The sequence below is a fragment of the Gymnodinialimonas mytili genome, from assembly GCF_037544085.1.
Lineage (GTDB): Bacteria > Pseudomonadota > Alphaproteobacteria > Rhodobacterales > Rhodobacteraceae > Gymnodinialimonas > Gymnodinialimonas mytili.
Window position 1 is genome coordinate 1,670,531 of record NZ_JBBIFW010000001.1, and the last position, 22,324, is coordinate 1,692,854.

General features: G+C 60.8%; 18 protein-coding genes. 7 read left to right on the forward strand and 11 right to left on the reverse strand.

The features are described 5' to 3' along the window. Window positions 1–16: 16 nt before the first annotated feature. The 7 genes from V8J82_RS08335 to bchF form a co-directional block, all read right to left on the reverse strand. Window positions 17–1,447 (reverse strand): PucC family protein, encoded by a 1,431-nt coding sequence (locus V8J82_RS08335; RefSeq protein WP_339974105.1) that lies wholly within the window; start codon window positions 1,445–1,447, stop codon window positions 17–19. Continuing rightward, window positions 1,444–2,136 carry a magnesium protoporphyrin IX methyltransferase gene (bchM, locus tag V8J82_RS08340; RefSeq protein WP_339974107.1) on the reverse strand — a complete coding sequence of 231 codons (693 nt, stop codon included), beginning with the start codon at window positions 2,134–2,136 and terminating at the stop codon, window positions 1,444–1,446. The genes V8J82_RS08335 and bchM overlap by 4 nt, the downstream gene beginning before the upstream one ends. Next, window positions 2,137–3,060 carry a ferredoxin:protochlorophyllide reductase (ATP-dependent) iron-sulfur ATP-binding protein gene (bchL, locus tag V8J82_RS08345; protein WP_339974565.1) on the reverse strand — a complete coding sequence of 308 codons (924 nt, stop codon included), beginning with the start codon at window positions 3,058–3,060 and terminating at the stop codon, window positions 2,137–2,139. A gap of 49 nt (window positions 3,061–3,109) precedes the next feature. Then, window positions 3,110–6,673, reverse strand: a complete 3,564-nt coding sequence (locus V8J82_RS08350; RefSeq protein ID WP_339974109.1) for a magnesium chelatase subunit H — start codon at window positions 6,671–6,673, stop codon at window positions 3,110–3,112. After that, window positions 6,663–8,228, reverse strand: a complete 1,566-nt coding sequence (gene bchB / locus V8J82_RS08355) for a ferredoxin:protochlorophyllide reductase (ATP-dependent) subunit B (RefSeq protein WP_339974111.1) — start codon at window positions 8,226–8,228, stop codon at window positions 6,663–6,665. Before bchB ends, V8J82_RS08350 begins: the two co-directional genes overlap by 11 nt. Before the next feature lie 73 nt (window positions 8,229–8,301). Beyond that, window positions 8,302–9,585: a ferredoxin:protochlorophyllide reductase (ATP-dependent) subunit N gene (locus V8J82_RS08360; protein WP_339974114.1), complete on the reverse strand. Its 1,284-nt coding sequence runs from the start codon at window positions 9,583–9,585 to the stop codon at window positions 8,302–8,304. After that, window positions 9,582–10,067 carry a 2-vinyl bacteriochlorophyllide hydratase gene (bchF, locus tag V8J82_RS08365; protein ID WP_339974116.1) on the reverse strand — a complete coding sequence of 162 codons (486 nt, stop codon included), beginning with the start codon at window positions 10,065–10,067 and terminating at the stop codon, window positions 9,582–9,584. Before bchF ends, V8J82_RS08360 begins: the two co-directional genes overlap by 4 nt. A gap of 361 nt (window positions 10,068–10,428) precedes the next feature. Between bchF and V8J82_RS08370 the strand changes: the two genes are divergently transcribed. Genes V8J82_RS08370 through V8J82_RS08400 form a run of 7 tightly spaced genes read left to right on the forward strand, consistent with a single transcriptional unit; the run spans window position 10,429 to window position 17,105 of the window. Continuing rightward, window positions 10,429–11,268, forward strand: coding sequence for a cobalamin B12-binding domain-containing protein (locus V8J82_RS08370; RefSeq protein ID WP_339974118.1), 840 nt, complete (start codon window positions 10,429–10,431; stop codon window positions 11,266–11,268). A gap of 6 nt (window positions 11,269–11,274) precedes the next feature. Next, window positions 11,275–12,726: a transcriptional regulator PpsR gene (ppsR, locus tag V8J82_RS08375; protein ID WP_339974120.1), complete on the forward strand. Its 1,452-nt coding sequence runs from the start codon at window positions 11,275–11,277 to the stop codon at window positions 12,724–12,726. Between the two features lie 57 nt (window positions 12,727–12,783). Further along, on the forward strand, window positions 12,784–13,695 hold the full coding sequence (chlG, locus tag V8J82_RS08380; protein WP_339974122.1) for a chlorophyll synthase ChlG: 912 nt from the start codon (window positions 12,784–12,786) through the stop codon (window positions 13,693–13,695). A gap of 41 nt (window positions 13,696–13,736) precedes the next feature. Further along, on the forward strand, window positions 13,737–14,942 hold the full coding sequence (locus V8J82_RS08385) for a PucC family protein (RefSeq protein ID WP_339974124.1): 1,206 nt from the start codon (window positions 13,737–13,739) through the stop codon (window positions 14,940–14,942). A gap of 2 nt (window positions 14,943–14,944) precedes the next feature. Next, window positions 14,945–16,126 (forward strand): geranylgeranyl diphosphate reductase, encoded by a 1,182-nt coding sequence (locus V8J82_RS08390; RefSeq protein WP_339974126.1) that lies wholly within the window; start codon window positions 14,945–14,947, stop codon window positions 16,124–16,126. After that, a complete protein-coding gene (locus tag V8J82_RS08395; protein ID WP_339974128.1) occupies window positions 16,123–16,656 on the forward strand; it encodes an isopentenyl-diphosphate Delta-isomerase in 534 nt (177 codons plus the stop codon). Before V8J82_RS08390 ends, V8J82_RS08395 begins: the two co-directional genes overlap by 4 nt. A 59-nt stretch (window positions 16,657–16,715) precedes the next feature. Next, window positions 16,716–17,105, forward strand: coding sequence for a hypothetical protein (locus tag V8J82_RS08400; RefSeq protein WP_339974130.1), 390 nt, complete (start codon window positions 16,716–16,718; stop codon window positions 17,103–17,105). On the opposite strand, the gene dxs is transcribed toward V8J82_RS08400, so the two are convergent. From dxs to pufL, 4 genes are all read right to left on the reverse strand, one after another. Beyond that, entirely contained in the window at window positions 17,102–19,006 is a 1,905-nt protein-coding gene (dxs, locus tag V8J82_RS08405) for a 1-deoxy-D-xylulose-5-phosphate synthase (RefSeq protein WP_339974132.1), read from the reverse strand. The two genes, V8J82_RS08400 and dxs, sit on opposite strands and share 4 nt — an antisense overlap. 121 nt (window positions 19,007–19,127) lie before the next feature. Then, on the reverse strand, window positions 19,128–20,276 hold the full coding sequence (gene pufC, locus V8J82_RS08410; RefSeq protein WP_339974134.1) for a photosynthetic reaction center cytochrome PufC: 1,149 nt from the start codon (window positions 20,274–20,276) through the stop codon (window positions 19,128–19,130). Window positions 20,277–20,279: 3 nt separating this feature from the next. Further along, window positions 20,280–21,287: a photosynthetic reaction center subunit M gene (pufM, locus tag V8J82_RS08415; RefSeq protein ID WP_339974136.1), complete on the reverse strand. Its 1,008-nt coding sequence runs from the start codon at window positions 21,285–21,287 to the stop codon at window positions 20,280–20,282. Then, on the reverse strand, window positions 21,287–22,201 hold the full coding sequence (pufL, locus tag V8J82_RS08420; protein ID WP_339974138.1) for a photosynthetic reaction center subunit L: 915 nt from the start codon (window positions 22,199–22,201) through the stop codon (window positions 21,287–21,289). The genes pufM and pufL overlap by 1 nt, the downstream gene beginning before the upstream one ends. Between the last annotated feature and the right edge of the window lie 123 nt (window positions 22,202–22,324).

Sequence of the window (22,324 nt, forward strand, 5' to 3'; positions counted from 1 at the left end):
TCCTTTCAGGTCGGCGTCAGGTGGGAAGGTCGGCGAGGCCAATTTTTGCCCCCCCATCCTGTGTGGTGGTCGTTCGTGTGCGCACGAGCGGCCCAAGGGCCACAAGAGTCGCGAAAAGCAGAAAGATTTCGAGGTGATAGACAACGGAATACCCGGTGCCCGGATTGGCGAGCGCCTCGCCCAGCTGTCCAGACTGGGCCATGGCGTTCACACCGTCGCGAATTGCGCCACCCATCGCGATCGACAGGCCAGCGGCGGTGGCTTGGGCCGCACCCCACGCACCCAAAGCGAGGCCGCGGCCCGCTTTGTCGCGTGTTGGCATCGTCATCGCAGCGGTCAGCGTGGCGACGGAGAACAGCCCGCCGCCAAATCCGATACCGCAGGCGCCCAAGAAGAACAGCGTCGACGAGGCCCAGGGGCTGGCGAAGATCACCGCGCTGAACGCCACGACGCCCGCCAGCAATCCGCGCGCACCCATGCGATAGGGGTTGATCCCATCGCTCAACCACCGTGCGGCCAGCGCAAAGCCCGCCAGCGCACCCGCCGCCCAAGTGGCAGTCAGTAGGGTCGTCGCTGACACCGACAGGCCCAGGATCTCACCGCCATAGGGTTCCAGCAGCACATCCTGCATGTTGAAGGCCATCGTGCCCAGAAACACAACGACCAGCAGCCGCCCGGCGGTTCCGCCGCTGGCATAGTCAGACCAAGCGTCGCGGAAGGTTGGGGTCGCCTCGGCCCGCTCGGCCTTGCTCATCGGCTTGACGCGCTCTTGCTTCCACAAGGCGATCACGTTCAGCACAATCGTCACAACGGCGGCGCCTTGGATCACCTGGATCAGCTCAAGCGGGGTGAACTCGCGCAGCAACCACCCGATGACAACGGCACTAACCCCCATGCCGATCAGGAACATCACATAAAGCAGCGCAACGACCCGCGGCCGCGTTTCATCGGTGGCACGGTCCGCCGCTAAGGCCAGACCAGCGGTCTGCGTCATATGCATGCCGACACCGGTCATCAGAAACGCCAGACCTGCCAATGCCTCACCGGCGAAGGGGATGTCGTAAGTCACCCGCGTGACATCGCCGCCCAAAACCAGCAGCGACGCGGGCATGATCGCCAGCCCGCCAAACTGCCAAAGTGTGCCGAACCAAAGATACGGAATGCGCTTCCATCCAATGGCGGATTTGTAAGTGTCGGATTTGAATCCCAGCAGCGCGCGGAACGGCGCGATCAGAACCGGCAGCGCGACCATGACGGCGACCAATGTCGCAGGCACCTGAAGCTCAACGATCATCACCCGGTTCAGCGTGCCCAATAGCAGCACCGCGGCCATCCCGACCGAAATCTGGAACAGGCTCAGCCGCAGCAATTGGCTCAGCGGCAGCTCATCGCTGGCTGCATCCGCGAAGGGCAGATAACGAATGGATATGCGTTTCAGCATACTCATGCGCGGTACTCCAAGCAGGTGGAGATGTAGAACCCGCGACTGACCCGCTCGACTTCTGAAAGCGTGCCTAAAGCGCCTTTTTGAAACGTTTCCTGTGCGATCCGAGCGGGCACATGGGGGATCATCGTCGGCGAGCGATCCGAGCGCGGGAAAAGTTTGCCCATCGCAAAAAACGCCATCAGGAACGGCGTGCGCGGGGCAACTGTAAAGATGATCGAGTGATCGACGCGCTCCGAAAGTGTGGCCAGTGCGCGGCCCAAATCCGGGGCCTGGTAATAGATCATCGAATCCATCGCCACGACGTGGTCGAACGCGCCGAGCGTCTCGCTCAGCATGTCGCCAGAGGTGAAGGTGATGCGGGGGGCCAAAGCCTCAGGCATCCGCTTTTCTGCGATCTCAACCAATTGCGGAGAGATATCGATGGCCACCACATCGGCGCCACGGCGGGCCAGGATCTCAGACATCGCACCAGTGCCGCAGCCTGCATCCAAGATGCGTCTCCCGGTCAGATCCTCGGGCAGACGGCTCAGCATGATGTCCCGCATCCGATCCCGGCCTTCGCGCACCGTCTGGCGGATTCCAGAAACCGGCGCGTCCGAGGTCAGCCGCTCCCAGGTTTTGGTCGCGGTGCGGTCAAAATAGGCCTCAACCCGGTTGCGGGTGGCATCATATGTCGGGGTGCCCACCATTCAGTCGAACCCCAGCAATTCAAAGATATGGCGGTCTTCCAACGGCGCGGGCGCCAGCGGATCGGTGCCCGCATAGAGCATCTCGGCCAGACGGATGTATTCGGCGCGGCATTGCACGATGTCCTCGTCATCAGGCATCTCGAACAAGGTCTTCTTCTTCAGGCGCGAGCGGCGGATCGCATCCACATCGGGCATATGCCCGATCCGCCTGAAGCCGACGGTCTCGCAATAGCGGTCGACCTCGTCGGTCTCCTTCGAGCGGTTGGCGATGCACCCAGCCAAGCGGACATTGTAGTTCTTGGATTTTGCCTGAACCGCCGCGATGATCCGGTTCATGGCGTAGATGCTGTCGAAATCATTTGCCGTGACGATCACGGCGCGATCCGCATGTTGCAATGGCGCGGCAAAACCCCCGCAGACCACGTCGCCCAGCACATCGAAAATCACCACATCGGTGTCTTCCAGTAAGTGGTGCTGTTTCAGCAGCTTCACGGTCTGACCCACGACATAGCCACCACAGCCGGTCCCTGCAGGTGGGCCGCCAGCCTCAATGCACATCACGCCATTATAGCCGTGGGTGACGAAATCTTCGGGGCGCAGTTCCTCAGCGTGAAAATCGACCTCCTTCAGGATGTCGATCACGGTGGGTTGAAGCATTCCGGTCAGCGTGAAGGTGCTGTCATGCTTCGGATCACAACCGATCTGCAGGACCTTCTTACCCAGCTTGGAAAAAGCGGCGGACAGGTTGGACGAGGTGGTCGATTTACCAATTCCGCCCTTGCCATAGACACTGAACACCTTCGCGCCTTCGATTTTCATCGACGCGTCTTGGTGGACCTGAAGCGACCCTTCGCCATCCTCACCCTTTTTCAGAACAGGCGGGGCGCCAAGACCGCGGGCCTCAAGCCCAGCAGCTTCACGCATCGCGGCCCGGGCGGCGGGAGGATTCTTTTCGTCCAGCATCACTCGTCTCCTATTCCGCAGCCACGTTGAGGCCTTCGAGCGTATCTTCCAGCTCGTCCGCGCCAGCTTGAAGCGCGGCCAATGTGGCCTCATCGGGTTGCCAATAATTGCGGTCGTGCGCCTCCAGCAGGCGGTTTGCCATCCGGGCGCTGGCTTGCGGGTTCAACGCGGCCAATCGGCGGCGCATCTCATCGTCTAGAACAAAGGTCTCGCTCAGGCGCTGATAGACCCAAGGGTCGACTTGACCAGTTGTGGCGGACCAGCCCAGCGTATTGGTCACCTGCGCCTCAATCTGCCGAACGCCTTCATGGCCGTGCTTCAGCAAGCCTTCGAACCATTTGGGGTTTAGGCTGCGCGACCGGGTCTCTAGCGCCACTTGCTCTTGCAGGGTGCGCACCTTGCCATCGCCACGGGTCTGATCGCCGATAAAGACAGGCGCCTCGGTCCCACCCTTGGCGCGCTTCACGGCACGGGAAATCCCGCCGAGCGTATCGAAATAATGATCGACGGTCGTGACACCCAGCTCGACGCTTTCCAGGTTCTGGTAGGCAAGGTCGACGTCTTTCAGCGCCGATTGCAGCATGCCGCTGTTCTTGGTCGCCTTCCCGTCGACGCCATAGGCAAAGCATTTGCGGGCCTCATAAGCGTCGGCCAGCTCGTCTTCCTCACCCCAGGCAGAGCTATCGATGAGCGCGTTCACATTGGCACCATAGGCCCCTTCGGCATTGGAAAAGACGCGCAACGCCGCCTCTTCCATCGGGACACCCATCTCCGCGGCGTAATCCAGCGCATGGGCCCGGACGAAGTTCTGGTCGCGCGGTTCGTCCGCGGTTGCAGCCTTGTACGCGGCCTCCGCCAGCATCCGGGTTTGCAGCGGCAGCAGGTCGCGGAAGATCCCCGACAGGGTCATCACCACATCGATGCGCGGGCGACCAAGTTGATTCAGCGGGATCAAATCAGCCCCGCAGAGACGGCCGAACCCGTCAAAGCGCGGCACAGCTCCCATCAGCGCAAGCGCCTGCGAGATTGGGCCGCCATCGGATTTGATATTGTCCGAGCCCCACAAAACCAACGCGACGGAGCGCGGCATCTCTCCCGCCGCCTCGATCAGCTTTTGCGCCTGCGCCGCGCCGTCTTGCAGGGCGAACGCGGTGGGCATGCGGAACGGGTCGAAGGCGTGGATGTTGCGACCCGTCGGCAGCACATCGGGGGACCGGATCAGATCTCCACCGGGGGCAGGCGCGATATAGCGGCCCCCCAGAGCGCGCATCAGCGCGGGCAATTCCGCATCCTCCCGCAGCATCCGGGCGACACGATCCTGCGTTTCCGGATCCTGATCCGCCATAACCTTCAGATGTTCCATGATTTCTTCCGAGGACATGGGCTTGCCCACCACATGCAGCCCATCAGGGATCAACGCATCTTCGGTTTCCAGCAGTGTCAACCAAAGCGTATCGGGGTCGCGGTCCTGCAGATCCACCGCCTCGGCCTGCGCGGCGATCAGGGTTGCCAATTCGTCGCGTTCGGGCGCATCAGGAAGCAGCCCACGCCACCGCGTCAGACTATCCTTCAACTCAGCGAGGCCCTTATAGAGCCCCGAAGCCGCCAAAGGCGGGGTCAGATGGGTGACCGTAATTGCGTTCGACCGACGCTTGGCCAGCGATGCTTCGGACGGATTGTTTGAGGCATAAAGGTAAATGTTTGGAAGCTCGCCAATCAGCCGGTCCGGCCAATCCTGCGCCCCAAGACCCGCCTGCTTGCCGGGCATGAACTCCAACGCGCCATGCATCCCGAAATGCAGCACCGCATCGGCCCGGAACGTGTTGCGCAGCCACAGATAGAATTGCGTGAAGGCGTGGGTCGGCGCAAAACCCTTCTCGAACAGCAGACGCATCGGGTCGCCTTCATAGCCGAAGGTCGGTTGCACGCCGACAAAGACATTTCCGAAATGCGCGCCCAATATGAAGACACCTCGGCCATCCGACTGGATCTTGCCGGGCGCCGGCCCCCAAACCGATTCAATTGCCGCTAGGGGCGGTGTATTGACGACAATCGTATCGGCATCCACATGGGCGGCAACGTTGGCCTCTTGCCCATATTGCGCGGCGTTGCCTTCAAGCACAGCCTTGCGCAGATCATCGACCGAGGCCGGAACCTCAACGCGATACCCTTGTGCTTTCAGGCTCTGCAATGTGTTGTAGAGACTTTCGAAGACACTCAGATAGGCCGCCGTTCCGATCGCACCGGCATTGGGCGGGAACCCGAACAGCACAACGCCAACCTTCTTCTCGGCATTCTCCATCCGCCGCAGAAGCGCCAGACGTTTGGTCTTTTCCACCAGCGAGATGATCCGCTCGCGACAGGGCGCCATCGCCTTTGTGTCGTGCACGCGCTCACATGCCATATGGCAGCCTTGGCATCCGTCCGGTCCGTGCCGCCCACCAAAGACCGTCGGATTGGTGGCGCCGTCAATCTCAGGCAGGGCGACCAACATCGTGGTCTCGACAGGACCAAGACCACCGTCACAAGACGCCCATTGGCCCAGCGTTTGGAACTCGATGGGATGGGCAGCGATGTAAGGCACATCCAGACGGGTCAGAATCTCAACCGCGGCAGCACTGTCATTATAAGCCGGGCCGCCGATCAGGCTAAATCCGGTCAACGACACCAAGGCATCGATTTTCCCGCCATCAAAATACGTCTCGATCGCTGGCCGACCATCGAGGCCACCGGCAAACGCGGGCAAAACGGCAATCCCGGCGCTCTGCATTTGGCGAATGACCGCATCGTAATGCGCCGTATCCGAGGCAAGGATGTAACTCCGCATCATCAGCAGACCGACAGTGGCGACGGGCGCCGACGGTTGGGGCAGATCCGCGGCATCAGTGGTGATGTGATGTCCCGGCAGGTCTGGATGATACAGCCCGACATCGGGGTAATCGATTGGCGCCGCCGCTTCGGCCCCGCGGAATGCGGTGTCGCTGGCATAGCGCCCGATCAGGAAGCGGATCATCTGTTCGACATTGTCGTCAGACCCACCCAACCAATATTGCATGGTCAGGAACCAGGCGCGCAGATCCTGCGCCTTGCCCGGAAGAAACTTCAGGATCTTCGGCAAACGGCGCAGCAGCTTCATTTGCTTCTCACCGGAATTGGCCGAAGGCTCTTTGGCGCCGCGCAGCTTTTTCAACAGCTTCATGGGCCCGGAGGCGGGCTTACTCATATCCAGCTCACCGATCCGGGTCTGCTGAACAACCTCTCTGGCCGAGATGATGCCGATCATCGCATCGCAAGCGTCACGGCGAGCCTCAAGATCCGGCAAGATCGCCCGGATATGCTCTTCAATGAACAGAAGATTGGCGACGATGATATCGCCATGCTTGACGGCAAGCTTCGCCTCGTCCAACGCTTCGGGGTTTTCGGCCCATTCGGCGGCGGCATGGACCGAAACATTCAGACCCGGGAACTCATCGGCCAACCGCTCCGAGGCGCGCGCGGCGGGGCCGGCCACGTGGCTGTCCAACGTGACAATCACAACCCGATAGCCGGGGATATGGTCGTCGTCACCGCGCAAAATGGGCCTTCGCTTCGTAAAGAGTGTCGATGCTGATTTCCGTCAGCCCTTGATCGGCTGCGAATTTCTCGGTGTTGCGCCGGGCTTTCCCCCGCACGAAGAACGGGATCTTCTTCAACTCGCGCTCGGCATCGGCCAGCCAGATCATCACATCAGACCCTGTTCCGTCGTGGGTCTGTTTCTCTGTTTCGGAAATATCCCGGGGGGATTGGGGGGCTGGCCCCCCAATGTCGGATGACCGCGGCGCGTGACCCCCGTGGTGGCTGGGTCCAGCCTCATCATGGAATTCGAAGTCTTCGCGGAACATCGCCAGCAGATGCTCCTCCAGGCCCATGACCAGCGGATGGATCCAGGTATCGAAGATAACGTTCGCGCCCTCCCACCCCATCTGGGGCGAGTAGCGGGCGGGGAAATCCTGCACATGGACAGGGGCCGAGATCACGGCGCAGGGGATGCCCAGACGCTTGCCGATATGACGCTCCATTTGCGTACCGAGGATCATCTCGGGCGCAGCCTCGGCGATGGCCTGCTCCACAGCCAAGTAGTCATCGGTGATCAGAGCATCGACGCCGAATTCCTTTGCCAGAGCCCGGATTGGCCGCGCAAATTCGCGGTTGTAGCAGCCGAGGCCCACCACCTCGAACCCCATCTCGTCGCGGGCGATGCGGGCGGCGGCTTTCACATGGGTTGCGTCCCCAAACAGGAAGACCCGCTTACCGGTCAGATAGGTACTGTCGACGGATTTGGACCACCACGGCTGTCTCAGGCGGGAGAGATCCTTGCGCGGCTCGACCCCGCAGAGTTGGGCCACTTCCGCGACGAAATCATGGGTTGCGCCAACGCCGATGGGGACAGTTTTTGTGTAGGGCTGGCCGCATATGCGTTCGAGGTGCCGCGCAGCGGTTTCGGCATGTTCGGGATACATCAGGACATTGGCATGGGCCGCGCCCAACCGGGTTATATCCTCCGGCGTTGCGTCGAAAGGTGCCACGACATTCACGCCGATCCCCATCTCGTAAAGCAGGCCTTTGACCTCTTCGATGTCATCGCGATGCCGAAAGCCAAGCGCGAGCGGGCCGAGCAAGTTCACACTCACCTCTGGCGTCCGCGGGAGCGGCTGCGCCAGATGACGGACGATCTGATAGAACGTCTCGTCCGAGCCGAAGTTTTCCTTGCGCTGATAGGATGGAAGCTCCAGTGCGATCACAGGAACGGGGATGTCCATCGTCTCAGCCAGACCGCCGGGATCATCCTGGATCAGTTCGGCGGTACACGACGCGCCGACAATCAGCGCCTGCGGCTTGAACCGGTCATAGGCGTCTTGGCAGGTCGTCTTGAAGATCCCCGCAGTATCCTCGCCCAGATCACGGCCTTCAAACGTGGTGTAGGTGACCGGCGGCCGATGATTGCGACGCTCGATCATCGTGAACAGCAGATCCGCATAGGTGTCGCCCTGGGGAGCGTGCAGGACGTAATGCAGATCCTTCATCGCGGTGGCGACGCGCATCGCACCCACATGGGGCGGGCCCTCATATGTCCACACCGTCAGCTTCATGGCGCGCGCTGGGGGTTTTGCACCCCCAGACCCCCGCAGAGTTTTTGGGCCAAGATGAAAGAGGCGGCACGGATCATTCGGCGGCCTCCAGCTTTAGACGGTCACGTCGCCGGATCGGTCGGCTGAACAGGCCCGCGAGATCACCCGCCTGTTCGTAGAAATGAACGGGTGTGAAGACCAGTTCGATGGCCCATTTCGTTGTCAGCCCTTCGGCCTCCAACGGATTGGCAAGACCCAAACCGCAGACCGTCAGGTCGGGGCGCGCCGCGCGGACGCGATCCAGTTGCTTGTCGACATCCTGTCCTTCGGAGATCGTGGGACCTGCGGGGATCAGGTCCAGATCTGGGCCAACCAAGCCCTTGTGGATGTAGGGCTGCCCGATCTCGATTGCCTCCATCCCGCATTCGCGGGTCAGGAACCGGGCCAAGGGGGTCTCAAGCTGACTATCCGGCATGAAGAAGATCGATTTGCCTTGCAGCGACCCGGCTGCATTGGCGATGGCTTTCCGGGCGCGGGCACGCGGGGCGGCAGTGACCTTGTCAAAGGTCTCGTCATCGACACCAAACTCATCGGCAATCGCGCGCAGCCAAAGTGTGGTGCCTTCCTCGCCAAACGGAAACGGCGCTTGGATCATAAGCGCCCCGCGCCGGGTCAGCGCTGCTGCGGTATCGCCGAGGAAAGGTTGCAGACAGGCAAAGACCGTATTGGGGCCGATACCAGGCGCTTCGGCGCTGCGCGGGGCGGGCAATACCCGGATCGGACCAATGCCCATCTGTTCCAGCAGGCTGACGGCTTGATCTTCAACCACATCCGGCAGCGCGCCGACCAATAGCAATTCACGTTGATCTGTGGACGGCATGACCGGCACCATCGACGCCAGGCAGGCATCCTCACCCTGGGTGAAGGTCGTCTCGATCCCGGAGCCGGAATAATTCAGCACCCGCACATGGGGCGCGTGAACCTGCGTCAGGCGCTCAGCTGCGCGGGCGAGATCCAGTTTGATGACCTCAGACGGGCAGGAGCCGACCAGAAAAAGCTGCTTGATATCGGGCCGACGCGACAAAAGCCGTGCCACTTCGCGGTCCAATTCGTCATGGGCGTCGGCCATTCCGGCCAAATCGCTCTCTTCCAGGATTGCCGTGCCGAAACGCGGTTCGGCGAAGATCATGACGCCTGCCGCCGATTGCAACAGATGCGCGCAGGTGCGGGACCCAATCACCAAAAAGAACGCATCTTGCATCTTTCTGTGCAACCAGATGATCCCCGTCAGCCCACAAAACACCTCGCGTTGGCCACGTTCCTTGAGGATCGGAGCGTCGCGGCAGGAGGCAGAGGGGACGGCGGCTGGCCGGTTCATATGCGCGCCTCCGCATCCAGGCGCGCCTGGCGCAGCTTCCACAAGAACTGTCCGGCATTGATCACATAGGCACCATAGGCGGCGAGCGCGATCCACATCTGAGTGTCCGTGGGCCAACCCGCGATCAGCGCCCAGACATAGCCGAGGTGGAGGGCGATAACGGCAAAGCTAAAGACGTCTTCCCAAAAGAAGGACGGCGCGAAAAGGTATTGACCGAAAACGACTTTTTCCCAGATCGCCCCCGTCACCATGATCGTGAGCAAGATGCCGGTCTTGACGATAATCGACAGGGTCGCAGCCTCATATCCAGCGCCGGTGACCATGTAGCGGATGACCAAAACCAACGAGATGAGGAAGACAGCGAATTGGATCGGAGCCAGAACCCCCTGAACCACAGTCCAGATTGTGGCATCGCGGCGGGCGCGTTCGTCGGGGGTGTAAAGTGGCCGTTCGGGCAGCCCCGTCAAAGTGTCGCTCGGCATGGGTTTCGATTCCTATTGGCCTGGACACAAAATTACGGCTGTAAACATCAGAGTGTCAACTGAAACTTACACTCTGGCATGGTGTCATTGGGCGTGCGACAGGCATTGTTGCGACGGCAAACTTCCCGTAAAGCATAGATGAATAAGGAACGCTGGCTGATTGCGGTATGGCAAAGGCGCGCACCAAAGGCGTCAGGTGTCAATTTTCTTTGACATATAGGCCCCGACTCGGCCAAACTCGGAGCGCGACGGCGAGCTCCCGTAAACGTATGGAAACGCGCGATCCACGCGCGTTGTGAGCAAGGGCATTGGCACCGTGATAGCCGACGACCAGAGAAGCGGTAGACCTCAAGTCGGTTTCTTGACCGAGACTGACGTGCGACACCTGGCGGCGCAGGCTATCCGCATATTGGCGTCAAGCGCTGGGTCACCGACGAAATCGTCTGAGGAAGAACGTCGCGCGCTCGATCAACATGCCCAGGAATTGCACAAGGCCATCTTGTCGGACTCCAAGGCTGTTGAGCGCAAGACGATGGCTCATTTCCGCCGTGACGGCCTGACTGCCGCACATATCGTGGATGAGGTCATTCCGGCTGTTGCCCGGCGCTTGGGTTGGGAATGGGCAGATGACACGTTGAGCTTTGCGGAAGTGTCGCTGGCCAGCGCGCGACTACAGGAAATGGTGCGCGCGCTTGCGGCAAGAAGTTCGCCTTTCGCAGACGATGCGCAGCAAATTCTACAGAGCCAACCGGGGTCTTTGCCAAAGATCCTGCTGATTATCCCGCGGCCCGAGCAGCATACGCTCGGCACATTTGTCGCGGCGGATCAATTGAGACGGTTTGGATATGATGTCCATGTCTCGGTTGATCAACACCCTAACCAGGTCGCACTGAACGTGCGAAAACAGCGATATGTGATGGTGGGGATTACGGTTGCCGGGCGCAGATCGCTTGCATCGGCAAGAGAATTGGTTGACAAAATCCGAACCAGCAACACGCGGGCGACACCAATTATACTCGGTGGCAGCCTGACCGATACCGACCTGCCGTTAAAGCAGATGACCGGCGTCGATTACGTGGCGCAGGATGTTCAATCGGCACTTGAAATGTGCGGGTTGGATATGGTGGAGGCAGACCCTTCACTTGGTTTAATGGCTGGTCACGCCAATATAGTGGAACGAGCGACCGGTGACGGAGACTAAGTTCGAATGAACACCCGCGGATCAGACTTTTGGGATCAACCCTCGTCTCCCCCTATCGGGCCGGAGCAATTTAGCGATATTGTCACCACCGCCGCCGACCTGGCGATTGTCCTGGATACGGAAGGCAAAGTGCACTCCGTCATCACCAACCCGCTCAACCCGACGCTTGGGCGTCTTGATCATTGGAAAGATCGCGATATCCGCGAATTTATGGCTGAAGACAGCCTGTCCAAGCTAGAGGCGCAACTGGCCGCGTATCGCGACGGCGTGTCGGCCAAGGTCGATGCGATTGAGGTGAACCATTTCGACAACGCGAATTGGGAATTCCCGATCCGCTATACATTGCACCGCACGGGGCGCGAGGACATCATTCTGATGTTGGGCCGCGATCTGCGTCCGATTGCGGAGCTTCAGCACCGCCTGGTGAAAGCGCAATTGGCGCTTGAGAAGGATTATGAGACCCACCGCGATTATGAGACGCGCTATCGCGTGATCATGGAGGCCGCGCGCGATGCGCTGGTCCTGGTGGATGTGGGGACGGGCCGGATCATCGACCTGAACTCTGCTGCGGCCCATGTTTTGGGCGCAAATACCGACGCGTTGACTGGCGCAGCCTTCACCCAGGAATTCGAAGGCCGCCGCCGTGGCGAGTTCATCGAAGGGCTTGTTCTGGCTGCTGGAGACGAAGCCTCACGCGCTGTGCAGGTTCAGACCCGCCGCACCGACGCAGAGGTCATGCTGCATCCGATGGTTTTCCGCGCGGCGGGTGACAAGACGTTGCTCTGCCGGATCGAAGGCACCGACAAGGCCGACAGCATGGCGGCAGATCTGTCGCTTATGATGACGTCGCTTTATCGCGATGGCGCCGATGCGATTGTGTTCACCGATATGCATGGCCAGATCCGGTCGGCCAATGATGCCTTCCTCAGCCTGTGTGATGCGGGGCAATTGTCCGATGTGAAGGGTAAATCTCTGGGTGATTTCCTGTCACGCGGCTCGGTTGATCTGAAGGTCCTGATCGACAATGCCGCCCGCAACCGGAAGATGAAGCTCTATTCAACGCGGCTTGAGGGTGCGTTTGGCTCACAATTGTCGGTAGAGATGTCGACGACACACATGCCCGGACCGGGAAATCCCGGATTTGCGTTCGTCATGCGCGATACGACCCGCATGGAAGTTGTGCGGGAACCGGCAAGCACCGCGACGGCCGGACCGATGCCCATGTCCGACGATGCGATGCGCAATGTGATGGAGCTTGTCGGCTCTGCCTCGTTGAAGGATATCGTCTCTGCCACGACCGATGTCGTGGAAAAGATGTGTATCGAAACCGCGGTTGAACTGACCGACAACAACCGCGTCGCCGCGGCTGAGATGTTGGGGCTTTCACGCCAATCGCTTTATGTGAAATTGCGGAAATATGGGCTGATTAACAGGTCCGACAGCAATGGCTCCGCCTAAAGCGTCAACCTAGCTTAACACTTGCCGACTCGTCATGTGTCAGACTAAACTGACACTATGAGTGTAACGACCGACCTCACTCCCACAAAAACGCCCCGCACATTGCCGGAGCCCAGGGCTGTTCTGACCCTGCTCAAACCCATTACGTGGTTCCCGCCGATGTGGGCCTATCTGTGTGGCGCCGTCTCTGCCGGGGTTGCGCCCAGCGGCCATTGGCTGGTGTTGGTGATCGGTGTTGTTCTCGCGGGCCCGGTTGTTTGCGGGATGAGCCAGGCCGCCAATGATTGGTGCGACCGCCATGTGGACGCGATCAACGAGCCCAACCGCCCAATCCCGTCAGGTCGAATTCCGGGTCGCTGGGGCCTGTGGATCGCGATTATCATGTCTGTCGGCGCGGCTGGTTTGGGTCTAACGCTCGGCCCTTGGGGCTTCGGCGCGACCTTGGTCGCCATTGCCGCCGCATGGGCCTATTCCGTTGAACCGATCCGCCTGAAGCGCTCTGGCTGGTGGGGTCCGGGCCTTGTGGGCCTGTCCTATGAAACCCTGCCCTGGTTCACCGGCGCGGCGGTCCTGTCGGCCGGGGCGCCCTCACTCCCGGTGATCTTCGTGGCGCTGCTCTACGGCATCGGCGCCCATGGCATCATGACGCTCAACGATTTCAAGGCGTTGGAGGGCGACCGCCAAATGGGTGTGAACTCCCTGCCCGTCACGCTCGGGCCAGAGCGCGCAGCAAAGCTGGCCTGCGTGATCATGGCGCTGCCACAGATCGCCGTAATCGGCCTGCTGGTTTACTGGGATCGGCCCTGGTTCGCTGCAGCCATAATTGTCTCTCTGCTGCTGCAACTCGCCGCCATGCGTGTGCTGTTGCGCGACCCAAAAGCCAAGGCGCCCTGGTACAATGGCACCGGCGTCAGCCTTTACGTCTTGGGCATGATGGTCACCGCCTTCGCGATCCGGGGGCTGGCATGACTTTGGGCTGGGGCAATATCCTTCGCCTTTGCTTGGCAAACATGGCGATTGGCGGGTTGGCCGCCTTGCCGGTCAATCTGTTCAATCGTCTGATGACGGTAGAGCTGTCCTGGCCCGCAATCCTGCCCGGCGTGCTGGTTGCGTTGCATTACGGCGTGCAGGTCACGCGGCCCTATTGGGGCCATAGATCCGATGCAAAGGGCGGGCGGACGCCCTTCATCCTAAGCGGGGTTGCCTGCGTTGGGCTTGGTCTGGTGGGCGTCGCCTATGGGATCAGCTATTTGGACGGCGGCGCAGCGTTGGCGCTTTGGATCGCCTCCTACGCCGCGATTGGTCTGGGGATTGGCGCGGCAGGTACCTCATTTTTAGCCCTGCTTGCGACAGCCGCGCCCGACAAACACAAGGGGGCGGCGGCGACAATCGCCTGGCTGATGCTGATTTTGGGCGCCATTGCGGCTTCCATCGGGTCCGGCATTGCTCTGGAACCTTACAGCCCCGCGCGGCTACTGCCCGTGGTTGGCGCCGTCGCTGTGATCTGCCTGTTGCTCGCCTTTATCGCCACCTGGCGGATCGAGACGCAGCTGGGGGCCGTGCCCGCGCCCGCAGATCCCGCGCTTGGCCCTGCGCTGCGTGCGACCTGGGCCGATCCCGCCGCGCGTGCCTTCACCGGATTCGTCTTTCTGTCGATCTTGGCGTTCTACCTTTCCGAATTGGTGCTTGAGCCCTTCGCGGGCCATGTCCATGGCCTGCCGCCAGAGGATTCCACCAAGCTGAGCGGCGGCAAAGATGGCGCTGCCCTGATCGGTATGCTGGCTGTGGGCGCCTTATCCACATTTGGGATCGGCTCGCTCAGGGCTTGGGCCGTGATCGGCTGCATCATCTCTGCGGCTGGGCTTATGGGCCTTGGTGCCGGTCTGCCGCTGGTACCCTTCACGATGGTACTGGGCCTTGGCAACGGGCTGTTTGTGGTGGGCGCCATCGGATCAATGATGCGGATCGCCGCCCAGCGCCAAGGCGCTGCTGGGACACGTATGGGTGTTTTCGGCGCCGCCCAGGCGATTGCCGCGGGCCTTGCCGGGTTGCTTGCCACCGGAATCCTGGATCTGGCGCGCCTGGCCCTGCCGATTGAGGCCGCCTACGGCACCGTTTTCGGGCTTGAGGCGATCCTATTCCTTGCCGCCGCGCTGGTCGCCGGACGGCTTCTGCAACCCCGCGCCCAGGCGCCACAACTTCAACCGGGAGAGTGAAGATGATCTATGACGCAATAGTCGTGGGTGGCGGACCATCGGGCGCCACTGCCGCCGAGGATCTGGCCCGCTCCGGTCATAAAGTGGCGATGATCGACCGCGCTGGGCGCATCAAGCCCTGTGGCGGCGCCATCCCGCCGCGGCTGATCCAGGATTTCTTCATTCCCGACGACCAGTTGGTGGCCAAGATCACCACCGCACGCATGATCTCTCCGACAAAGCGACAGGTCGATATTCCGATTGAAAACGGCTTTGTCGGCATGGTCGACCGTGAGCATTTTGACGAATTCCTGCGTGACCGCGCCCAGGGCGCTGGCGCCCATCGATTTACCGGGACCTATACCAAGATCACCCGCGACGACGACGGCACCCATGTGCATTACCGCGATAAGCTAAGCGGTGATGAAAAGACCCTAACGGGCAAGATTGTCATTGGCGCGGATGGCGCGCGCTCCGGGGTCGCCCGGAGCGAGGTCGAAGGTGGCGACAAAATCCCCTATGTCATCGCCTACCACGAAATCATCGAGGCGCCCGGCGCCCAAGGCGCTTATCACCCGGATCGCTGCGATGTGATCTATGACGGTGCGATCAGCCCGGATTTCTACGGATGGGTCTTTCCACATGGGCATTCCGCCAGTGTCGGCATGGGCTCGATGGTGAAGGATGTCGACCTGAAGGAAGCAACCGCCGCGCTCCGCGCCGCCTCAGGTCTCGATACCTGCAAAACGATCCGTAAAGAGGGCGCGCCGATCCCCTTGAAACCGCTGGATCGCTGGGACAATGGCCGGGACGTTGTGCTCGCGGGTGACGCTGCGGGCGTCGTCGCGCCATCTTCCGGCGAAGGAATTTACTATGCGATGGTCGGCGGACGCGTTGCGGCCACAGCCGCAGCAGCGACCCTTCAATCGGGCCGCGCGAAGGATCTGCAATTGGCGCGCAAGCTGTTCATGCGGGAACATAAGCAGGTCTTCAAAGTGCTCGGCGCGATGCAGAACGCCTATTACAAATCTGACGAACGGCGTGAGCGCTTCGTCAGCCTGTGCCACGATATCGATGTGCAGCGTCTGACCTTCGAGGCTTACATGAACAAGAAGCTGGTCAAGGCGCGCCCGCTGGCGCATATCAAGATCGGCATCAAGAACCTCGCCCATCTCACGGGCCTCGTAACACCGACACGCGTATGACCATTCATATCCCCACCTGGATCGACGGCGAATTGCAGCCTGTGGAAAAGCTGGAGGCGCATCAACGCGGACTGCGGCACAAGGCGGTTTCCGTTTTCGTGCTGCGCGACGGCGAGGTGCTGCTGCAACGGCGGGCCTTGGGCAAATATCACACGCCCGGACTTTGGGCGAATGCCTGCTGCACCCATCCCCATTGGGACGAAAACGGCCTGGATTGTGCCATTCGCCGCCTGGATGAGGAGTTGGGGATAAATGGTGTACCGCTTGTGTATCGGGATACCGTGGAATACCGCGCCGATGTCGGCGGTGGCCTCATTGAGCATGAAGTTGTGGATATTTTTGTGGGTGAGATGGCAGCGGGCGTAGAACCGGTGCCAAATCCCGACGAAGTCATGGATACGATCTGGCGCCCGCTATCCGGCCTTGCCGCCGAGGTATTGCAATCGCCCGATGGCTTCACGCCTTGGCTTCAAATCTATCTGCGCGAGTATTCGGATTTGATTTTTCGCGACGTGAGCCACTCAAACTAGCTGATTTCCCGCATTTGTAGGGCTATCCTGGGTTAGATTTTCTAACCTCGGAGCTTTTTATGCGCCTCATTGCTATTCTTACCTTTTGCGCGCTTTTCGTCCCTGGCGCAGCACAGGCCCAACAGCTTATCGGCAGCTACTACACCACGCTTGGGCCGCAGGATCACTACAACAGCTCAGGCGTCCGGCTGACGGATTTCGGCGCCATCCTTCAACAGGACCGGGCCAATGTTCATCGTTTCGGGCGGGCGGATGCCTCGGATCAGCGGGATCCGATCTTCGGCAGCCGCGAGAACCGGTCGCGCATCCCCTCGATCTGGACCCTGGGCGCGAGCGGCGGTGGGCTCCCTGCCTATGTCGCGTCAGGCGGCATATCCTACGTCTATATCGAGATCTACGGTTTCGGAAACACGCCGCAATACATTGTGGTGCACCAAGGCGCGGGTTAGGCGCGGGCCCGCAAGGTTTCGACGCCCAGCATCTCCAGCGCATGGCGGGCGATATCCCCCGATGTCAGCCCGGCCTGTTCGTACATCTCCGCGGGGCTGGCCTGATCGATAAACCGGTCCGGCAGATGCAATGTGCGCACCGCACATCGCCCATCCAACTGCCCCGTCGCCGCCAGATGATGCAGAACGATGCCGCCAAAGCCCAGCATGGCGCCTTGTTCTATCGTGATCAGGACGGAGTGATCGTCGATCAGGCGATCCACGAGTTCCGTGTCCAGCGGTTTCGCGAACCGTGCATCGGCGATCGTCACGCTCAGGCCGCGCTGTTCCAGCAGCTTGGCGGCCTCTTGCGCTTCACCCAGATGCGCACCGAATGACAGCAGGGCGACATCGCCGCCCTTCTGGATCACACGGCCCTTGCCGAAGGGCAGAACCTCTCCGACCTCCGGCAATTCGATGCCCGTCCCTTCCCCCCGCGGATACCGCAGCGCGATTGGGCCGTCATCATGGGCCGCCGCGGTGGCGAGCATATGCACCAGCTCCGCCTCATCGGCGCAGGCCATCACACTCATATTGGGCAAGGCCGCGAGATAACCGATATCGAAGGCGCCCGCATGGGTCGGGCCATCGGCGCCCACCAGCCCCGCCCGATCAATCATAAACCGCACGGGAAGGTTTTGCAGCGCCACATCATGCACAACCTGATCGTAGCCGCGCTGCAGGAAACTGGAATAGATCGCGCAGAAGGGTTTGAGCCCCCCCGCCGCCATCCCCGCGCTGAACGTCACCGCATGTTGTTCAGCGATCCCCACATCGAACACACGCGATGGCATGACCTTTTGCATCGTCGCGATGCCGGTTCCGCCGGGCATCGCTGCCGTCACACCGACAATTCGATGATCTGTCTCTGCCATGCGTAACAGGGTCTTTCCAAAGACGCTGGTATAGCTTGGCGCGTTCGGGGCACTTTTCTTTTGCTGTCCGGTCGAGACATCGAATTTCGCAACACCGTGATAGCAATCGTCGGACAATTCGGCGGGGGAATACCCCTTCCCTTTCACGGTCACCGCATGGATCAAGATCGGGCCATCGGCACGGGCCTTAGCGGCCCGCAAAGTCGTCAGCAGCTCACCCATATCATGCCCATCGATCGGCCCGACATAGGTGAAGCCCAGATGTTCGAACAAGGTGGCGGACGGCTGGTGACCGGTCACCAGCTCACGCGCCCGTTCGGCCCCTTGGCGCAACGGCGTCGGCAGATGCGCCGCCACGCCATCGGCAATGTCTTTCAACGTGGCCAAGGGCGATTGCAGATCCGTCAGATACCGGCTCATTGCACCAACAGGCGGGGCAATCGACATCTCGTTGTCATTCAGGATCACGATCAACCGCTTGCCCATATCGCCGGCATTGTTCAGCGCCTCATAGGCCATGCCCGCGCTGATCGATCCGTCCCCGATCACGGCAATCGCATCGCCCGTCGCCTCCCCCAATTCCCGCGCCATCGCAAAGCCCAGCGCCGCAGAGATACTGGTGGAGGAATGCGCCGCGCCGAACGGATCATAGTCGGATTCCGCGCGCTTGGTGAACCCGCTCAGCCCCCCCTTCTGGCGCAACGTCCGGATGCGGTCGCGTCGCCCGGTCAGCACCTTATGGGGATAGCATTGATGGCCGACATCCCAGACCAGCTTGTCATAGGGGGTGTTGAAGACGGCATGGATGGCGACGGACAATTCCACAACGCCCAGGGACGATCCAAGATGCCCACCCGTTTCACTGACGGCCGAGATCACCTCGGCCCGCAATTCATCGGCGCAGGTGGCAAGCTCGGCATCGGTCAGGCGGCGCAAATCGGCGGGATGCGTCACACGGTCTAAGATCGGGGTATGTGGTCTGGTCATGGTCGTTCTCCCTGTGGATCCCGCATTCCTCCAAATGCGGGGGCTTTGCCAAAGCGCCAGGGGTCCATCCCGACGGCAAAGCAAAACGCGGCGGATGATCCCTCACCCGCCGCGCATGTCCTTATTCGGCCGCGGCCTCCTCCCAGGCCGAGTAGTCGGGCGGCCCATCCAGGACGTTCAGTTCAGGCCAATTCGCGATCACGTTCAGCCCTTGAAGCGGCTGCTGGTATCCCTGGTGGCAGGTCCGGCAGGCGGCCAGCGGCGCATCCTGATAGACCGGGCCCAGCCGTTCCGGCGGGTAGACCTCTTCCAAGGGCAGCAGATATTCGGCGATCATCTCTTGCACCATGATGATCCCGAGAGAGGCCGTGCCCCATTGCGGCGTGTTTTGCGCCCCATCGTAGAAGGCCCGCGAATTGTGGCAGAAGACGCAATTCACACCCAGCGAGTTCGAGAGGTAGTTCATGAACGCGTAGGTCCGTTCGGTCTGCTGGATCAGCGGATCGCCCGGCATCTGCTGCACCCGGCTTTCCAGATCATGCACGGCGATCTGATTGTAACCGCCATCCTCGTTTTCAATCAGATAATGCTCCAGATAATCCGATGGAAGCGACGTGAAGTTCGATGTCATGGTGGCGCGGTTTTGATTGGCGCTCCACCCACCGGCATTTTCGTTCACAGGGCTGATCCGGAACCAAACGTTGTTCGGCACGGGTTGGCCGCGATGACAGGTGTAGCACGTGACGCCGACCTCATAATTGGCGTTCACATGGGCATCCCAGTTCACGTTGATATTGCGCGTCATCAGAAGCATGTTGCGGGCGACGACCTTGGTATAAAGGTCATCATTCGCATATTCCCCATCCGCCGCACCGGCGTGGCAATAGGTGCATCCTTCCTCGGGAGAGACCCATTGCGTAATCGCGCTCATCAGCCGGTTGAAGTTCGCATCGGTCAGATCGCCCAGCACTTGGACATTTTCATAAATGTCGCCGGCCAGTTCTTCACCCTCTTCAGGAACGAACGGCTCATCGGTGTAGAAATCCGCCACCGTCGGGTCGCCCGCCTCTAGATCCGAGATGAACTCCTGCACATGCATCCCCGTTCCGCGTGGACCGGTTTGCATGGCCTGTGTGGCGTAGGGCTGCCCCCAGGCCACGATCATTGCCGCGACAAAGATCGCGCCCCCCAGCGCCCCAACCGCGATGGCCGGGCCGAAGATATTTGTGGGGTTGTCCGTGTTCCACTGTTCAAACCACTTGGGAAACATCTCTTACTCCTCCCCACGTGAGATGCCGCCAAACTCCTGATACGAGCCATAGGCCTCATAGCCATAAGGTTCGAGGTAGTCGGGGGCGAAGTTGTGTTCCTGGGCCCAGATGAACCAGTTATCGACAACCGTTCCGGTCAACAGGATCCCGATCCCGCCGGTGATGGGCGTCAGAACCGCGAACCACCAAGCCCAGCGGTGAATGCCTTCCATCGTGGCGTTGAAGCCCATGGTCCAGCGCCAGAACAGGCCCGCCCGTTCCGAGGCCGTGCCGCGGTCGATGATCTGTTCCAGCTCCCGGTCGCCACCATAGCGGCTGACGGCCAGGATCGTGGCGCCATGCATGGCAAACAGCAGAACAGAGCCATAGAGGAACACGATGCTGAGACAGTGGAACGGGTTGTAATAGAGATTGCCGTAGCGGATCGAAAACGCGGTGGTCCAATCCAGATGCGGGAAGATCCCGTACGGCACCGCCTCCGACCAGCTGCCCATCAGAACCGGACGGAACAGGCCCAGAACCAGGAACAACCAGATCGCGGCCAGGAAGGCCCAGGCGATGTGTTTGCCCATCTCGTGCTGCACGGCGAGCAGATAGGTCCGTAACCACCAGCTCATGACCGAGACCAGCAGGAAGAAGCTGGAGATGATGTACCAGCCACCCTCATTCAGCGGCGGCATCCGCAGACCCCATTCCGGTCCCGGTGGCTCCAAGGCCAGCCAAAAGAGCTGTCGGATGAATTCCGGGATCGACCAGCCCACCTGGCTAAGCATGTTGAAGCCGACGATGTTGAACCAGGCAAGGCCGGTGGCCAGGCTGATCACACCTGCCCAACCCAGATAGATCGGACCAAGCTGTGCATTGCCGAGCCAGCCAAGCAGGGTCGAAAACCCGCCTTTGCCGTAGCGTTCGCCGCCGAGGATGTTTTCGCCGACTTGCTCCATCCCCGCTTCGGGCTCGCCTTGAACCTGAACCTGGGTGAAGATGTTTTGATATTCGAAGTAGGCCATTACTCCGTCCCCCCCTGCACTGCGACATCGGCGTAGCCCGCTTCGGTCCCGTAGGTGGTCATTCCGGTCGTATCATAGACGACGCCCTGATCCGGCCAGATCGGCAGATCCAGCCACCAATTCCACCATTCCGGCCAACCCGAGGTCCAGACCGGCCCGGAGATGATGATGCAGACCGCGCTCCAGAACCCGGCGGCCAGTGCCAGCAGCAAGCCAACACGGTGGATGCCCAATGTGCCGACCGAATAGCCGATGAAATCCCGGAAGAACGTGTCTTCGTGATCCGGCGTCTTCATCAGCGTGCCCTTTTGCGGGTTCGCCGCCGACAGGATCAGGCCGCCATGCAGCGCCAGCGCAAATGTCGTGGTGAAGAACAGCGTCACCGCGATCATATGGGCCGGGTTGTAGTGGAAGTGCAGATAGGCATAGCCCACATTGCTGACCCAATCGAGGTGGCTGAAGATCCCATAGGGGAACCCATGCCCCCACGCGCCCATCAGAAGCGGGCGGAAAATGACCAGCGTTGCATAGGCCAGGATCGCGAAGCTGAAGGCGAAGGGCACATGATAACCCATCCCCAGCTTGCGGCTGATCTCAACCTCGCGCAGGGCCCAGGAAATGAACGCGCCCATCGCGCAGAATGTGATGATCTGCCAGAGCCCGCCTTCCATCAGCGGGGCAAAACCCAAGCCATAGCTCAGATCCGGTGGCGCGATATTGATGGTCCAGGGGTTGAAGTTCCCCTGCATCGCCGCGCCCCAAAAGATCAGGATGGTCCCCAACAGGGCGAAAAAGGCCGTCGTGACCCCAAAGAAGCCCACATAAAACGGACCGACCCAAAAATCGAACAGGTCGCCGCCCACCAGCGTCCCTCCGCGGACGCGATATTTTTTCTCGAAGCTCAGCAAAGCCATGCGCTCTCTCCGCGTTTGGCGACTTATCCCTAGCCGTTGTGGTCAGTCGTCCGTCAGTGTCTCGATGTTTGCCGCGGGCGAGAGGGGTGAGCCCCCGCCCGCAGCTATTCTTGAAATGCCGTA

Excerpts from the sequence above, each read along its gene's own strand:
- V8J82_RS08335 (WP_339974105.1), bottom strand. The coding sequence starts at position 1,447 with ATGAGTATGCTGAAACGCATATCCATTCGTTATCTGCCCTTCGCGGAT.
- bchM (WP_339974107.1), bottom strand. The coding sequence starts at position 2,136 with ATGGTGGGCACCCCGACATATGATGCCACCCGCAACCGGGTTGAGGCC.
- bchL (WP_339974565.1), bottom strand. The coding sequence starts at position 3,060 with ATGCGTGAAGCTGCTGGGCTTGAGGCCCGCGGTCTTGGCGCCCCGCCT.
- bchB (WP_339974111.1), bottom strand. The coding sequence starts at position 8,228 with ATGAAGCTGACGGTGTGGACATATGAGGGCCCGCCCCATGTGGGTGCG.
- V8J82_RS08360 (WP_339974114.1), bottom strand. The coding sequence starts at position 9,585 with ATGAACCGGCCAGCCGCCGTCCCCTCTGCCTCCTGCCGCGACGCTCCG.
- bchF (WP_339974116.1), bottom strand. The coding sequence starts at position 10,067 with ATGCCGAGCGACACTTTGACGGGGCTGCCCGAACGGCCACTTTACACC.
- ppsR (WP_339974120.1), top strand. The coding sequence starts at position 11,275 with ATGAACACCCGCGGATCAGACTTTTGGGATCAACCCTCGTCTCCCCCT.
- chlG (WP_339974122.1), top strand. The coding sequence starts at position 12,784 with ATGAGTGTAACGACCGACCTCACTCCCACAAAAACGCCCCGCACATTG.
- V8J82_RS08385 (WP_339974124.1), top strand. The coding sequence starts at position 13,737 with ATGGCGATTGGCGGGTTGGCCGCCTTGCCGGTCAATCTGTTCAATCGT.
- V8J82_RS08390 (WP_339974126.1), top strand. The coding sequence starts at position 14,945 with ATGATCTATGACGCAATAGTCGTGGGTGGCGGACCATCGGGCGCCACT.
- V8J82_RS08395 (WP_339974128.1), top strand. The coding sequence starts at position 16,123 with ATGACCATTCATATCCCCACCTGGATCGACGGCGAATTGCAGCCTGTG.
- V8J82_RS08400 (WP_339974130.1), top strand. The coding sequence starts at position 16,716 with ATGCGCCTCATTGCTATTCTTACCTTTTGCGCGCTTTTCGTCCCTGGC.
- dxs (WP_339974132.1), bottom strand. The coding sequence starts at position 19,006 with ATGACCAGACCACATACCCCGATCTTAGACCGTGTGACGCATCCCGCC.
- pufC (WP_339974134.1), bottom strand. The coding sequence starts at position 20,276 with ATGTTTCCCAAGTGGTTTGAACAGTGGAACACGGACAACCCCACAAAT.
- pufM (WP_339974136.1), bottom strand. The coding sequence starts at position 21,287 with ATGGCCTACTTCGAATATCAAAACATCTTCACCCAGGTTCAGGTTCAA.
- pufL (WP_339974138.1), bottom strand. The coding sequence starts at position 22,201 with ATGGCTTTGCTGAGCTTCGAGAAAAAATATCGCGTCCGCGGAGGGACG.